At 41.7% G+C, this 13,871-nt stretch carries 15 protein-coding genes and 1 tRNA gene; 1 reads left to right on the top strand and 15 read right to left on the bottom strand.

Translation table 11 applies throughout. The features are described from left to right. Positions 1-6 precede the first annotated feature (6 nt). The 15 genes from ACQY1X_RS00535 to ACQY1X_RS00465 form a co-directional block, all read right to left on the bottom strand. Positions 7-459, bottom strand: a complete 453-nt coding sequence (locus tag ACQY1X_RS00535; protein ID WP_002756253.1) for an ATP-binding protein — start codon at positions 457-459, stop codon at positions 7-9. After that, complete coding sequence (locus ACQY1X_RS00530; RefSeq protein ID WP_002738169.1) at positions 446-1,441, bottom strand: anti-sigma factor antagonist; 996 nt, start codon at positions 1,439-1,441, stop codon at positions 446-448. The genes ACQY1X_RS00535 and ACQY1X_RS00530 overlap by 14 nt, the downstream gene beginning before the upstream one ends. Positions 1,442-1,555: 114 nt before the next feature. After that, positions 1,556-2,206, bottom strand: a complete 651-nt coding sequence (locus ACQY1X_RS00525; RefSeq protein WP_002756255.1) for a DUF3318 domain-containing protein — start codon at positions 2,204-2,206, stop codon at positions 1,556-1,558. Positions 2,207-2,519: 313 nt separating this feature from the next. Further along, positions 2,520-3,149 (bottom strand): ribonuclease D, encoded by a 630-nt coding sequence (locus ACQY1X_RS00520; protein WP_002735888.1) that lies wholly within the window; start codon positions 3,147-3,149, stop codon positions 2,520-2,522. A 269-nt stretch (positions 3,150-3,418) separates the two neighbouring features. Further along, positions 3,419-4,408 (bottom strand): CAP domain-containing protein, encoded by a 990-nt coding sequence (locus ACQY1X_RS00515; protein WP_430015263.1) that lies wholly within the window; start codon positions 4,406-4,408, stop codon positions 3,419-3,421. Between the two features lie 100 nt (positions 4,409-4,508). Continuing rightward, on the bottom strand, positions 4,509-5,756 hold the full coding sequence (gene trpB / locus ACQY1X_RS00510) for a tryptophan synthase subunit beta (protein WP_123230259.1): 1,248 nt from the start codon (positions 5,754-5,756) through the stop codon (positions 4,509-4,511). A gap of 245 nt (positions 5,757-6,001) precedes the next feature. After that, on the bottom strand, positions 6,002-8,572 hold the full coding sequence (locus ACQY1X_RS00505; protein WP_430013755.1) for a DUF3536 domain-containing protein: 2,571 nt from the start codon (positions 8,570-8,572) through the stop codon (positions 6,002-6,004). 390 nt (positions 8,573-8,962) lie between these two features. Continuing rightward, positions 8,963-9,223 (bottom strand): Txe/YoeB family addiction module toxin, encoded by a 261-nt coding sequence (locus ACQY1X_RS00500; RefSeq protein ID WP_002777946.1) that lies wholly within the window; start codon positions 9,221-9,223, stop codon positions 8,963-8,965. Then, complete coding sequence (locus ACQY1X_RS00495) at positions 9,204-9,458, bottom strand: hypothetical protein (protein WP_002737836.1); 255 nt, start codon at positions 9,456-9,458, stop codon at positions 9,204-9,206. Before ACQY1X_RS00495 ends, ACQY1X_RS00500 begins: the two co-directional genes overlap by 20 nt. 202 nt (positions 9,459-9,660) lie before the next feature. Further along, positions 9,661-9,906 (bottom strand): DUF2442 domain-containing protein, encoded by a 246-nt coding sequence (locus tag ACQY1X_RS00490; protein WP_002737254.1) that lies wholly within the window; start codon positions 9,904-9,906, stop codon positions 9,661-9,663. Between the two features lie 4 nt (positions 9,907-9,910). After that, positions 9,911-10,159: a DUF4160 domain-containing protein gene (locus ACQY1X_RS00485; protein WP_002736965.1), complete on the bottom strand. Its 249-nt coding sequence runs from the start codon at positions 10,157-10,159 to the stop codon at positions 9,911-9,913. A gap of 289 nt (positions 10,160-10,448) precedes the next feature. After that, entirely contained in the window at positions 10,449-11,477 is a 1,029-nt protein-coding gene (locus ACQY1X_RS00480) for an adenine-specific methyltransferase EcoRI family protein (protein ID WP_430013753.1), read from the bottom strand. Positions 11,478-11,516: 39 nt separating this feature from the next. Next, positions 11,517-11,591, bottom strand: coding sequence for a hypothetical protein (locus tag ACQY1X_RS00475; protein ID WP_230400944.1), 75 nt, complete (start codon positions 11,589-11,591; stop codon positions 11,517-11,519). A 230-nt stretch (positions 11,592-11,821) separates the two neighbouring features. Next, positions 11,822-12,574: an LCCL domain-containing protein gene (locus ACQY1X_RS00470; RefSeq protein WP_202950800.1), complete on the bottom strand. Its 753-nt coding sequence runs from the start codon at positions 12,572-12,574 to the stop codon at positions 11,822-11,824. 574 nt (positions 12,575-13,148) lie between these two features. Continuing rightward, on the bottom strand, positions 13,149-13,622 hold the full coding sequence (locus ACQY1X_RS00465) for a hypothetical protein (RefSeq protein ID WP_430013752.1): 474 nt from the start codon (positions 13,620-13,622) through the stop codon (positions 13,149-13,151). Positions 13,623-13,769: 147 nt separating this feature from the next. On the opposite strand from ACQY1X_RS00465, the gene ACQY1X_RS00460 reads away from it, so the two are divergent. Then, positions 13,770-13,841, top strand: a tRNA-Asn gene (locus tag ACQY1X_RS00460). Positions 13,842-13,871 lie beyond the last annotated feature (30 nt).

Below are 13,871 nucleotides of genomic sequence, written 5' to 3'. Positions count from 1 at the left end.
ATTGACTTAAAAACTTTTCTGGAGAATTAAACAGTTTCTCCCTTCGCCAGTGCGGATATATTGTAAAGTATCAGTAAGAGAACGCATCAAAAGTAATCCTCGATCGCTTTCCATTTCCAAAGGTGCGACGGGATCTTGTTGTGGAGAATCAAGTTTTGCTTGCAGATCAAAAGGTTGACCGTGATCCCATATTTTTATTTCTAGAGAATGGGACGAAAAAGTTAATTCTAGATCGATGGGTGTAGTTGGGGGTAAATTTTTGTGAGCGTAACGGACAGTATTAGTAAATCCTTCCGCTAAAGCCACCTTACACTGCCAAAGCACCGACTCAGGTAAAAAAGGGCAGCCGTGGGATTCAAACCATTGTAGGACTGGGATTAGAGCTGCCAATTCCGTCCGGACTTGTAGATGGAATTGAAGGGGGAAAGAAGGGGAAATTAAGACTTCAGAAGGCACCACTGTTTTTTTGAAAGAGAATCAAAATTGTTTTAAAAATCAGTCGTAGATCGTAGCTTAAACTCCAATTTTCTTGATAGCGCAAATCTAGTTGAATTACCTCTTCAAAATTATGCACCTGAGAGCGACCATTCACCTGCCATTCTCCCGTCATACCGGGTTTTACATCTAAACGTTGCCATTGGGGAACATCGTAGCGTTCCACTTCATCGGGGGTGGGAGGACGAGTGCCAACAAGACTCATTTCACCAATGATCACATTCCAAAACTGGGGGAATTCGTCTAAACTGGTGCGACGTAAAAATTTTCCTACCCGGGTAATCCGGGGATCATTTTTATTCTTAAAAAAAGCTCCCTGCGCTTGATTGGGGATTTTATCCCTGAGTGCTTCTGCATCCACACACATGGAACGAAACTTAAGAATCTTAAATTGCTTTCCCAACCAACCGCAGCGGGTTTGACTAAAAAAAATCGGACCCGGACTATCTAACTTAATAGCGATAGCAATGGGGACAAAAATAACCCCCGTGATCAATAAACCCACGATCCCACCAACAAGGTCAAGACCGCGCTTTAACCAACTACGAATCGAGGGATGGGTTTTCAGTAGATGGTTTTCAGTGGCAGTAAAGCCATTTTCTTGGGGTGCTAGGGGGGGGGTTTGAAAAGTGAATAATTGATCTAGTCCCGTAATCGATAAAACCCCCATCACTGGGGGATGGACGTTAACCAGCACTAACTCGATATTTTCTGCCCTGGCCGCTTTGAGATTATGCACCAAAGCACCCACACCACTACTATCCATAAATTGAGTGGCATTGAAATCGAGAATGACTTTTTCGGGAGTGGGTGTTTGGGTGATGAGATGGTGAAAGATATCCTTGAACTGTAATGCTTCCAGGACAGTCAAGCGATCGGGTATCCGCAAAATGGGATACTCCATCGGAATGATCAGAAAACGCGTTTCAGGGATTTGGGAAGTCATCGACACAAAAAGATGATTTGATAGATGAACAAGGCCTGATGACCCACTTAAATGTTTACTACACTTTTCCCCAAATACCAATAGGCAATGTCACAGATTACCTGTGATTATCGGCTAACGAATCTCACCTAAAGGCGGACGGCCTTGAGTTTGGGATTTCGCTTTCGCCGCACTCTTCCTTAGGGCATCTAAACGGGTCTCATAACGCTTACGCAGACGACGGTTAGGTGTTTGTTCGATTAGGGTTTTAAAGGCACTGCCTAGGCTCTTGTAGGCGTTGGGAAGAGAATAACCGAAACGAGTGGCCAAGGCGATCGCTTTTTCATCGGCTTCGATCGCTTCTTTGAGAATTTTATCGCCATTATTTTTGCGCCAGAGACGATAACCAGAAATCCCACACAATCCCATGGCCAAGAGCAATAATAAACCGTCCTGTACCCATAATTCCCCCACCGCACCACCTAAACCAATAGCGAGGGCGGCCATTTCCCAGCCTTCCCGGGGAATACTATCATTTTGAATCCTGGCCACTTCATGCCAAAAGAGCAAATTACGCTGATCGATGGCTAAATTTTCCCATTTTGCCAAATCTATCTGAATTTCTACCTCATCTCTGCCAATTTCTTCACAACGGATCAGGGGGGGGTTAATCTCTGTGGAACCTTCTACCGTTACCCAGCTTTGTAATTCTGGGGGTAGCAGGGTTTTTAGGCGCCGAAGTTCGCTCATTTCGGCTCGTGCAGAGGAGGCCGCATAAGATGTCATAGATTTTTTACCTATTCTCTACCAATGACGATGATTTCCATTTTCGATCATAGCGGTCTTTTTTCTGATCTTGGCAGCTTTTAGCCCTAGGAAGTATTTTCAGTGATCAGTGATCAGTCATCAGTGAGGGAAGTGGGAAGTGGGGAGAAACAATCCATAACTGGGTTTTTAAAGTTCGATTGGGAGTCAATCATACTAAGTAGGTGGGTGTTAAAAATTGTCAGATCCCCCCTTATTAAGGGGGGATTAAGGGGGGATAAAAGACAAAATTTATCTTCTATTTACTTATTAAATAGACCGTAACTTTTGCTGACTAATGCTCAAATATATCTTTATACTGCTGTAAATCTAAAGCGGTGAAGATGGGGATACAACTAAAGCATTTTTGGGCTAATTCCCATCTTTCTTCTCTTTGCAGCATCACAATTAATTTATCTCGCACTGAGAGTAAATAGCGCACATCGTTGGCGGCATAACTCAGTTGTTTTGGGGTAAGATTAACGGCATTTCCCCAATCAGAACTTTGAGCGGTTTTGTCTAATTCTATGCCTTCTAATTCCTGCACGAGACTTTTTAAACCGTGACTGCTAGTATAAGTCCGAGCCAGTTTACTGGCGATTTTGGTACAGAAAATCGGTTGAGTCGCAATGCCAAAAGTTTGGGACAATTGAGCCACATCAAAACGGGCGAAATGAAAGACTTTTTCTATCCGCTCATCCTCCATGACCTTTTTGAGATTAGGAGCCTCTGTTTGCCCCCTAAAAATGCGAATAGCGGTGACAAAACCACTGGGATCACAGAGTTGAATTAAACACAGTCGATCTCGTCCTGGGATTAATCCCATAGTTTCTGTATCTACAGCGATCGAATTAACCCCTAGATAACGGGATAATAGGTCATCGCTTAAATCTCGATCGCACACTTGAAAATTGTCTAAGTTCATATAGTTAGCAGATAGGAGATAGGAGATAGGAGGGAAATTTGTCATGCTTTTGCCTATCGCACGACTGCCTTTATTTCCCTGATAAGTAGTTGGACAAAAGTAAAGTTAACTGTGGGGTAAGGAGTCTCCGAGTCGGTCGTCAGTAAGAATTGCGGCAATTTACATTTCTTAAGATAGACCACAGAATTTATGTCCGACTACTTAACTGATAACTGATAACTGATTTTAAAAACTGATAATTAAATTTAAATATCATCATGACCATTTTGTCAACGCTTTTTAACAAAAAGTTGTGTAAAATAATATTCACCAGCATTATTTTTAGCGATACCGATACCGGTAAGATTATAATCACCAACCATATTTTTTTGATGACCGGGGCTATTAATCCAACCCTTGACGGCAACGCTAACGGTGTCAGGATATCCCTTCATAAAAGCCAAGTTTTCGCCCATTTTTTCTAAAGGAATCTTCCTTTGTACTGCCTTGACTCTTCCCTCAAAACCATCATGACTAAAAGGAGCCTGTTTATTGGCCATTTTTTGACTAAATAAGCGAGCTTCATGACTAATACGAGCATCGAGACGTAGGGGCGGTAAATTTTGAGAAATTCGGTAGCGATTAACTTGATAATTAGTGTTTTCTTCAAGGGTAATTAAAAAAGATTGATTCCCGATAGAATCGTAGCTAAGGGGATTAGTAGAAACGGGAGCGGATTGACGTTTTAAAAATATTTGAGTAAAGTACAATTTTCCTTGATTATCCGTCGCTACTCCAATCCCAGTACTATCAAAATCTCCCTTCATATTTTCCCGATGACCTTGACTTTTAATCCAACCATCCACAGCAATCATTACTGGGTCATCATAACCTTGATTAACTGCCAGATTTTCCCCCACCGCTTCATAGGGAACCGAAACGCCAATAGTTTGCACTCTTTTGTCAAAATCTTGATGACTAAAAGGAACTAAACCCGCGGCCATACGTTGGCTATGTAATCTTGCTTGTTGCGAAATTGCCCGATTTAACAGTAGGGGAGATAAATTGCGAGATTGACGATAGCGATTTACCTGTTGATAGATTTTATTCTCTAAAACAAGTAAAGTTGCCGCATCTAAAGGAGAGGGAGAAGGAGCGGGAGAGAAAGATGGTACAAGTTCCGTAAAAGAGCTATAGTTTAAGGCACTACAGGCCATTAAACTTGTCGATACAAGCATCAAAATTCCTAACTGATAACCCTTCTTAAAAGAACTTTTCATATTAAGCTAGTCTAGAACAGAGAATAGGTCAAAATGAATATAAAATTTAGATGCACAATAGCTGTCCCTCTGATAACTGTTAACTGATAACTGCTCACTGTTAACCATTCATCGATAAATATTTAGCCACCGATTGCACATCTTTATCACCCCGTCCAGAGAAATTAATAACAATGCGAGGACTACCACTTACTTGCGGGCAAAGAGTTTCTAAATAAGCTAAAGCGTGGGCAGTTTCTAGGGCCGGAATAATCCCTTCTAAACGGGAAACTCGTTGAAAAGCTTCTAGTGCTTCCTTGTCGGTAACACTGTAATATTCGGCGCGACCACTATCTTTTAAAAAGCTATGTTCTGGCCCGACTCCGGGATAATCTAAACCGGCACTAATGGAGTGGGCCTCGATAACTTGACCTTCGCTATCTTGTAATAAATAACTCATTGCTCCATGTAGAACCCCCGGTTGACCTTGGGTAAGGGTGGCGGCGTGTTTTCCAGAGGCGATACTTTCCCCGGCAGCCTCAACACCAATTAAACGCACGGCAGTTTCTTTAACAAACTCATGAAATAAACCCATAGCATTAGAACCACCCCCCACGCAAGCGAGGAGAATATCCGGTAAACCGCCCCATTTTTCCAGACTTTGCTGACGAGTTTCTTGACCAATAATCGCATGAAAATCGCGTACCATCATCGGATAGGGATGGGGACCGGCCACAGAACCAAGGATGTAGTGAGTGGTTTCCACATTTGTTACCCAGTCGCGAATCGCTTCCGAGGTGGCATCTTTCAGAGTTCCCGTCCCGGCGGCCACGGGTTGCACCGTTGCGCCAAGCAGTCTCATGCGGAAAACATTGAGTTCTTGGCGTTCCATGTCGTGAATTCCCATATAAATCACGCATTCTAGACCAAAACGAGCGCAAACCGTAGCGGTGGCCACGCCGTGCTGTCCTGCCCCGGTTTCGGCGATAATTCGCTTTTTACCCATGCGTTTGGCTAATAAAACCTGACCAAGGGCGTTATTAATCTTGTGGGCCCCGGTATGGTTTAAATCTTCCCGTTTTAGGTAAATTTGCGCCCCAGTACCGTCCGTTTTGGCATAATGGGCGGTGAGACGTTCGGCAAAATATAAGGGACTAGGTCTGCCGACGTAATCCTTGAGCAGTTGATTTAATTCTTCTTGAAAATCGGGGTCGTCCTTATACTGATTATAGGCCGTTTCTAGTTCACTTAAGGCTGGCATCAGGGTTTCTGGGACGTATTTGCCCCCGTAGCGTCCAAAACGCCCAAAAGCATCGGGATACTGGGTTACTGTGCTGGCTGAGGCGGTATAAATCGGCGTGATAGTCATGTAAACCTTCAATGAGAGACTTATGATCCATTATAAATCTAAGGGTTTAGTCTCTGGGTTAACCTGAGTTTCAGGGCAATCATCACCTAATACTAAATCCGTTGAGTATAGGCTATATATCAGGACGGGCAAAAGGCAAGAGGCAAGGGGCAAAAGGGGGAATAAATAATCAGTTTTTAATAACCGGATTTAGTATAACCCACTTAATCATTAAAGGGTGAGCATTGCCCACCCTTTGACTGATTTCACAGCCAAATACTCACATCAACTTTTAACACCTGTCCTAATAGTAATAACCACTTTAATTGAGTCATCGGCCAGGGACAGGCAGCACCTATTGAATTAGACCGCAAAGAATTAGGAACTAGACGATCATGAAAATAATAATAGTATAACTCCTGAGAGCGATCGAGGGATAATCCTAGCTTTAATTGTTGGCTAACTTCAATTAAACGGGTGATTAGGCGAGTATCCTCCTCCGCCGTTAAAGGATCGCCATCGTGTAATAATTTCCCAAGAGATTGCCAGAGCAGACTTTCTAAGATTTGACGCGCTTCGGGGATGTTTAATTGACAGTGTAAATGATTGGCTTCCTTAGCAATAGCAAATAATTGATCGAGATTATTCTCCGTCACTTGCCGATGCTCAAAATCTTTTTCTAGGGCATTAATCACCTGTAAACAACGGTGAGAAATGGCAATATCGGCCGCTACCTGTAACTCTTGAGGTACGGGCAGCTCATCCCGTTGGAAAGCCGCTAAAATGCCGTAATTATCCCGATAAACTTGGGTGTATAATTGATCGAGACGTTTTTTAGTTTCGGCTGTCACCTTCTGCATGATTCGGTGTCTTTCATCGGCAAAAAGATGGGGTAACGCAAAGAAGTTTTCTCCCAATCCGCGCCCCATTTCTACGATCATGGTCGAAACACTGGCCTGTTGTAAAGATTCAAAGAGATGATCCTTAAGATTGGTATAGATTAACCGACTGTTAAACGGTTGAATGCAGCAGTAAAAATCCCAACCTCCTAAATGTAGAACAGCAAAGACAAAATGTTCACTTTCTTGGGTAATTTCCGAGGTTAATTCCACCTGTCCCACCGCTAAAGTTAAAGACCCGATCGCTTGTTTTTGATAATCTAATTGACGGGCATTGTAACAATAAATCCGATGATGACTGGGATAATTGGTAAATAGAGAACTAATGGCGTAATGGGCCGCCACCCGTTCCAAATCCACCCGCGCAGAAGTGACCAATTGTCGATAGACATCAGCCCCATCTTGATATAACTTAACGTTACTGGGGGCGAAAGCTAGACGACTGAGGAAATTCATTTCTAATTGAATTCCGGCCACTTCTCCAGCTAATTCCAGGGCCCGGCCAGCATATCTCAAAATTTGCGTACCTTCAGGTCGAGAAATTTCCTCAAAAAACCAGCCACAACTGGTAAACATCAATAAAGCTTGTCTTTGCATTTCTAATAAACGCAAAGCATCGATTTTCTCGCTTTTACTCAGGTTACGACTTTGATGCACAGCCAGGAAATGTTCGATCGCGTCTGGGGATCGATCTAAAATAACTGCAATGTAGTCATCCCTTGTCTGCCAAGGATCGCGGAAAAATTCCTGTCCTTGAATCTCATAGACCTTAATTAACTCATCTCTGAGCCAATTTAGGGACTCCCGCAGGGGTTTACGCCATTTTTGCTGGTAATTTCCCCCTCCCCCGCAACCACAGTCATCCTGCCAACGATTTACGCCATGGACGCAACTCCACGCGGTCACGGGTTTTAATTCCACTTCCCAAGTGGGGGGGCAAATACTGAGATAATGGGCGAAATTGGTGACTGTCCAGCCGTTTTTAGGGAAAGATTCCGTAAAAGCATAGCTAAGACACTTCTCTGTCCCCTGTTTGTGGTGGCCGAAGGTTTCCCCATCGGTAGCGACGCTGATTAACTGGGAGGGACGATGATCCCCTTTAATTGCTTGTCCCAGACGACCGACGAGAAAATCACTGCTGGCTAGGACATCATTAAAGCCCATATCCCGAGAAATTGGACCATCGTAGAAGAAAATATCCAGATAACGACCATCGGGGATGTAACAGCGATAGGGACGGGTGGGATCGATTTGACCTCCGGCCACCGCGTGCCATTGGGGATGGGGATCATGGTCGCTAGGGAAAGGACGACAGCGCAGGGCCTGGGAAGGGGCTAAAATGGTGAATTTAATCCCCTCATCGATTAAAGCTGTCACTGTGGCTAAATCAATGGCTGTTTCTGCTAACCACATTCCCTCGGGATCCCGGCCGAAACGGTGCTGAAAATCGGCTTTTCCCCAGCGAATTTGGGTGTATTTGTCCTGTTTGTTGGCTAGGGGCAGAATGATATGATTATAGACCTGGGCGATGGCGTTACCATGACCGTTTAAGCGTTGACAACTTTTTTGATCCGCTGCCAGGATGCGTTGATAAACTTCGGGATCATGGGATTGCATCCATGACATGAGGGTAGCCCCGATGTTAAAGCTGAGATATTCGTAGTTATTAACTATTTTGAGCACTTCCCCCCGGTCATTGTAAATGCGCGCAAAAGCATTGGCACGATAACACTCGTGATGGATGCGTTCATTCCAATTGTGGAAGGGATGGGCGCTCGGTTGCCGTTCAATTCTGTCTAGATAGGGATTTTCTCGCGGTGGTTGGTAAAAATGTCCGTGAACCGTGATATAAACTCCGTGAGCGATTTTTAGGGGATCAACCCCCGTGTCGGTATAGGAATAAAAGGTTGTAGAAGGATTTTCAACAAGATAAGTCATAGAAATGCCTAGAAAATCGGTTTTTTTGAGGGAAAATAGCTGTAGAATGTAGCGACCTGATGTTTTAAAAAACTGAAAACCTTACCGTTTTTTACGGACTCGGTGTCACAATATCATGTTTTATTTTCCTAGCAAAGCTAAGGTTAACAATTCGCAACTTCTCTATACACAGCCCTAAGTAATACTAAATTTTGTTACAAAATCTAGCTTTTTCGGGTAAGCTGTTGGCTATCTAGGGCTGACTGACCATCCTTTGCAATCAGCGTTCTACCCTAAGAGAGATGCGATCGCTCCTGCTGCTGCCCAAAAAGCGATCGCCAGTGACGTTCCTATCCCAAGCAATGGCAGTTTTAAAGTTTAATCAAGAAGATGACAGCGATCGCATTGAGCCTAGTCATAATGAAATTTACAACTGATAATAATAATTTCTGTTTCTGTAATTTTATAAACTAAGCGATGTTCATCATTAATACGTCTTGACCAATAACCCTTGAGTTGATGTTTTAAGGGTTCGGGTTTGCCGATTCCAGAGAAGGGATGGCGCAATATATCATCAATTAAATCAACTATTTTTTTATAGAGTTTTTTGTTTTCTATCGCCCATTCATTGAATTGTTTAAAAGCTTTCGGATCAAATACTATATTTTTCACGCCATTCTTTTGTGGTGATTGTCACTAAGTTTTCTTGATTTTCTATTCTGTCAATAGCTTCCGATAATTGACGCTGATTGGCTTCTGTTGAAAGAAGATATTCGGTTGTATCGGGTTCAGAATCAGACACTAAAATAATGATATCCACATCCGTTCCTTCTTCTAGTTCCGCAGAATAAAGCTCTATTTTTCCTTCTCTACCAACAATTCCTTTCTGTTTAATCGCTCTAATCATGATTTTTTCTCTTAAGATGTCAAACAATTATGGCTATTATATCAAAATCAGCATGAGTTAGAACTAATGAAAAAAAAGCGATCGCCATTCCCCAAAAATTGATCCTTCCCAAAGCGATCGTCCTTGGCGTTCCCATCCCGAGCAATGGCAGTTTTAAAGTTTAATCAAGAAGATGACAGCGATCGCACTACAAGATCGGCAATCATAGTTCAATTCCATTGATCCAAATTTCATACTCGCTTATATCAACTTCATCATTCCAAACGATTCCGCTACCTGATGGATCAAGTTGAAAGTTTTTAAAGAAAGCATAGTTTTTAAGGGAAGAAAACATCGTTTTTTCTAGTAGATTTTCACAGTTATATTTTCTAGCTTGATGATTAGAAAAATGCACCAATAGAGTATAATTTTCAATGATTTCGGCTGATGTTATTTTGGGATAAAGCATTGTTTTATTTCAAAGGTGGTAATTTATTAAATTCTTGAGTGTTCCACATTTTCAATAATTCTGATTGATAGATTGTTGCCCATTCTACAACCATTTTTGTGGCTCTATTAGGTAAGTCTCCTTCAATGATTTCTAAGGTTTCCAGATTAAATAGGGCGTTATATTCTCCATAAATCGCATGAAAATGGGGAGGTGGATGATCGGCAAAAAAGATTTTAATGATAATTCCATAAAATCGAGTAATTTCTGGCATAAATCTATTTTTATAAGTCTTGCTTTATGACAAAAATATTATAACAAAGCTTGTTGGGTTTTGTTACCTCGACCTAAACGACAAGATCAGCAATCGCACTCCTTATCCCCAAAGAGCGATCGCCAGTGACGTTCCTATCCCAAGCAATGGCAGTTTTAAAGTTTAATCAAGAAGATTACGGCGATCGCACTACGTTCTTCGGCATCGCACTGACAGCTGCCATCAATGTGCATGGTGCGTTCCCCACAAGCGATCGCTTTGTAGCAGGACTTGCATTAGGGAACGCACCCTAGGACTGAGTTATACATTGTTTTTCTTTGTCAGTTAAATCAATATATTCAGTTTGTATTCGTTTATTCTTGATTAGTATTCTAAAATAAGGACATTTCCCATTTACTGATAAATCTTTATCATCATTCCCTTTCCTGAATTTAATTATTTCAAATTGGTCGGGATTGAATTTATGTAAAAATGTTATTGGTACACCCATAACCCCCTTGAAGTCTAGGGGAATGTCTTGAGTTTTATTGACATTAATTCCATCATAATTGTCATATTTTGGATATTCAGCTTCATTGCCAAAATATCTTTTTGTGAGAGCTATATCTTCGTGCCGCTTTGATGTGTCTAAGTTTGTTAACCATAAACAATTATTTGGAGAAACTATCCTATTTCCAGAATTGTCAATACGAGCCTCTGTTCCATAAAGTTCATATTGTTCGGGAATAATGAAACCAGAAATACCTCTACCAAGATTTATTCCTAACCACGCTTTGTTTTCTTTAATTAGTTTGAAAATTTCTTTATAGGTTATTGCATTAATATTGCCAATTATCAAAAACTTTTTGTCATATTTAACTAATTGAGCTACATATTCTCTGAATAATGAAAATGGCGGATTAGTAACAATAATATCAGACTTTTTTAATAGTTCAATACTTTCAGGACTACGAAAATCTCCATCCCCATTAAAGTAAATAATGTCAGTGGAAATAGGTTTATTTTTTTCTCTATCTGTACCTGTATATTCAAAGAAAAAACCCTTTTCATCTTCTTCTGTATTAAATAAATCTCTGACTTGTTCTCGATAACAAGATGTTATTATTTTTTTTAGACCTAACTTTTTGAAGTTTGCAGCAAAATACTTAAAAAAGTTACTAATTCTGGGGTCATCGCAATTGCAATAAACTACTTTATTTTCAAAATGACTTTTATAATGTTGCAACTCACTTTCTATATCTGAAAGTTGTGTATAAAACTCGTCACTTTTTAGTTTTTTAGCATTTTGCAATAATTTATTTGTCGCATTTCTTACCATGTTCAACCTTTTTTGATTTAATAAATGTTTTGTTTTTAGTTATTTACTTTTGGTTATCTGATTAAATATTTCACTGCCTAATACTTGAAGAGAGGTTTTAGAAATTTCAAGCATAATATCAAACATTTTTTTGATAAGTAGGGAGGCACAATTATTTGTAGGATGGGTTAGCGGTAACGTAACATGATCGGGGGTTGGGTTTCATGCTTCTAACTTCACAGTTTCCATCAATGTGCATGGTGCGTTCCCCAAAAGCGATCGCTTTGTAGCAGGACTTGCATTAGGGAACGCACCCTACCAGAGCGGCGATCGCACTAACCCGATCTACCATATAGGCAATCGCACTATCTCAGAAAAATAAAACTCCCACTCCAACTTCCATAACTACTGCTTCTGACACCGTTACGATTAGTACCCGCGTATGAATCCTCTCCTGGACGAATCCTAATGGTTACTACCCCTCCATCTCTCGCAGTAATCAGTCCAGCATGAACTGCTGCACTGCAAATTGAGGAATCATCGGTGTATGTATTGGTTCCCCAAACAGAGCCAACTCGTCCGCTTGAAGGACAACTGAAAGTAAAATCCTGATCTAACCTTCCGCGAAGTCCTGTAGCAGTATCACTCCATTCAAGAAACGGAATGACTGGTTCAGCAGATACAGGACTTCCCATCGAGTTCAAAAAGATGAAACTCCCACTCCAACTTCCATAACTACTGCTTCTAACACCGTTACGATTAGTACCCGCGTATGAATCCTCTCCTGGACGAATCCTAATGGTTACTACCCCTCCATCTCTCGCAGTAATCAGTCCAGCATGAACTGCTGCACTGCAAATTGAGGAATCATCGGTGTATGTATTGGTTCCCCAAACAGAGCCAACTCGTCCGCTTGATGAGCAGATAAAGGTAAAATCCTGATCTAACCTTCCACGGAGATTGGTCGCATTATCATTCCAAGTAATTTGCTGAGAACTAGCAAGTTGTGCTGAACCAGAATCGACTCTGTAACGAGGATCAAGAGGTATTTGGCTTCGCTCATTGATTAGCAACTGTCCAGCATCAGTGTATTCGCCTGACGCAATACTGACCAACACAACTCCACAAATTCTTGTCAAATACTTCTTCATGCAATTTTCTCCAATTTTGTAGAGCAATAAGCAGCACCGACGCTCCGCATCAACCAGGGATTAGGGCAGCATAACCACATATTATACAGAAACTTTCTGTCTAACACTCTCCAGAGTAACGATAGGTGGAAACTTTCGGCATATTCCCCCATTTTAGCGCAATCGCCCGAACTTTTCCCCATATCATACCCAAGAGCTTATTAGCCAGATTAAACAACGTCTTTTAAGTGGATTCCTAACAACAAGCTCAAATAAAATCGACTTTTCGGGAAGTGTAGCACTAATTCTTCAATCCACCCCACAATTACCTAATTTTCGGGGAAAAAGTGCCTAAATTTTGCCACCGGCTGGCACTTTTTGAGGGACAAAAAAGCCTAAAAGTCCTATCCCACAAGGTTTTTAAGTAGATAGGTATTAAAAACTTTCAGATCCCCCCGCCTATCGGCACCCCCCTTATCAAGGGGGGCAGGGGGGATCAAACCTAAAATCCATTTTTAATTTAATTATAACCAGCTACTTAGCTCTATGCAGCCAACCCGATTTATTGGTGTACTTGCAAATGAAGGACATAATGACCTAAAATCAGGTTATCTGACCATAATTCGTACTCTAGACGCAAATATTCGGGGAAATTATTCCCCTCTAATTTGAGACTACGGGTATAGTTGCGGAGGCGAAAAGCGTAACCCGGTTGAGGACTTTCGCCATTTAACCAGTAGCGACTGACACCAAAAACCCCTTGCTCCCAAAAATGACGATAGGCGAATCTTCCCTGGCCCTGCATGGTCATAATTACCCGATTGGCTGAAATTTCTAGCCAAATTAATTTATTTTGATTATTTTCGGGTTTAAGTGTCTCTATTTCTGGGAGAGCCACTGGTGGTTGATTGAGGAGAAGATGAAACCGGTGGCGATCCTTTTGGTAGAGGGTAGCGGAAGTGTCTAAAGTGGAGAGGATGGGTAGATCTGTCGAGAGCAGACAGAAGGAAACGGGACGGCGGTGATGGGCAAGCATAGACTAGACTTAATGGTGTCCTTATCTCCACAATAGTGGATTCTCCGCCCACCGCTACCGGCACAGGAAATTTTTTTGAGAAAAAATCTAGAAAACACTTGCATTATTGAGGGACTTATGATTATAATTATTAATTGTGAGTAGCCTTCCTCGGTAGCTCAGTGGTAGAGCGGTCGGCTGTTAACCGATTGGTCGTAGGTTCGAATCCCACCCGGGGAGTTAATCAAAAATAGCAGCGGCAATAGTTTT

This window comes from Microcystis protocystis FBCC-A270, assembly GCF_050500235.1.
Classification (GTDB): Bacteria; Cyanobacteriota; Cyanobacteriia; order Cyanobacteriales; family Microcystaceae; genus Microcystis; species Microcystis ichthyoblabe_A.
Note: the sequence above shows the minus strand (reverse complement) of the source record. Positions and strands in the feature narration are given on the sequence as shown.

What these genes read in the sequence shown, in the direction of transcription:
- ACQY1X_RS00530 (WP_002738169.1), bottom strand. Translation starts at nt 1,441, where the DNA reads ATGACTTCCCAAATCCCTGAAACGCGTTTTCTGATCATTCCGATGGAG.
- ACQY1X_RS00525 (WP_002756255.1), bottom strand. Translation starts at nt 2,206, where the DNA reads ATGACATCTTATGCGGCCTCCTCTGCACGAGCCGAAATGAGCGAACTT.
- ACQY1X_RS00520 (WP_002735888.1), bottom strand. Translation starts at nt 3,149, where the DNA reads ATGAACTTAGACAATTTTCAAGTGTGCGATCGAGATTTAAGCGATGAC.
- ACQY1X_RS00515 (WP_430015263.1), bottom strand. Translation starts at nt 4,408, where the DNA reads ATGAAAAGTTCTTTTAAGAAGGGTTATCAGTTAGGAATTTTGATGCTT.
- trpB (WP_123230259.1), bottom strand. Translation starts at nt 5,756, where the DNA reads ATGACTATCACGCCGATTTATACCGCCTCAGCCAGCACAGTAACCCAG.
- ACQY1X_RS00505 (WP_430013755.1), bottom strand. Translation starts at nt 8,572, where the DNA reads ATGACTTATCTTGTTGAAAATCCTTCTACAACCTTTTATTCCTATACC.
- ACQY1X_RS00495 (WP_002737836.1), bottom strand. Translation starts at nt 9,458, where the DNA reads ATGATTAGAGCGATTAAACAGAAAGGAATTGTTGGTAGAGAAGGAAAA.
- ACQY1X_RS00490 (WP_002737254.1), bottom strand. Translation starts at nt 9,906, where the DNA reads ATGCTTTATCCCAAAATAACATCAGCCGAAATCATTGAAAATTATACT.
- ACQY1X_RS00485 (WP_002736965.1), bottom strand. Translation starts at nt 10,159, where the DNA reads ATGCCAGAAATTACTCGATTTTATGGAATTATCATTAAAATCTTTTTT.
- ACQY1X_RS00480 (WP_430013753.1), bottom strand. Translation starts at nt 11,477, where the DNA reads ATGGTAAGAAATGCGACAAATAAATTATTGCAAAATGCTAAAAAACTA.
- ACQY1X_RS00465 (WP_430013752.1), bottom strand. Translation starts at nt 13,622, where the DNA reads ATGCTTGCCCATCACCGCCGTCCCGTTTCCTTCTGTCTGCTCTCGACA.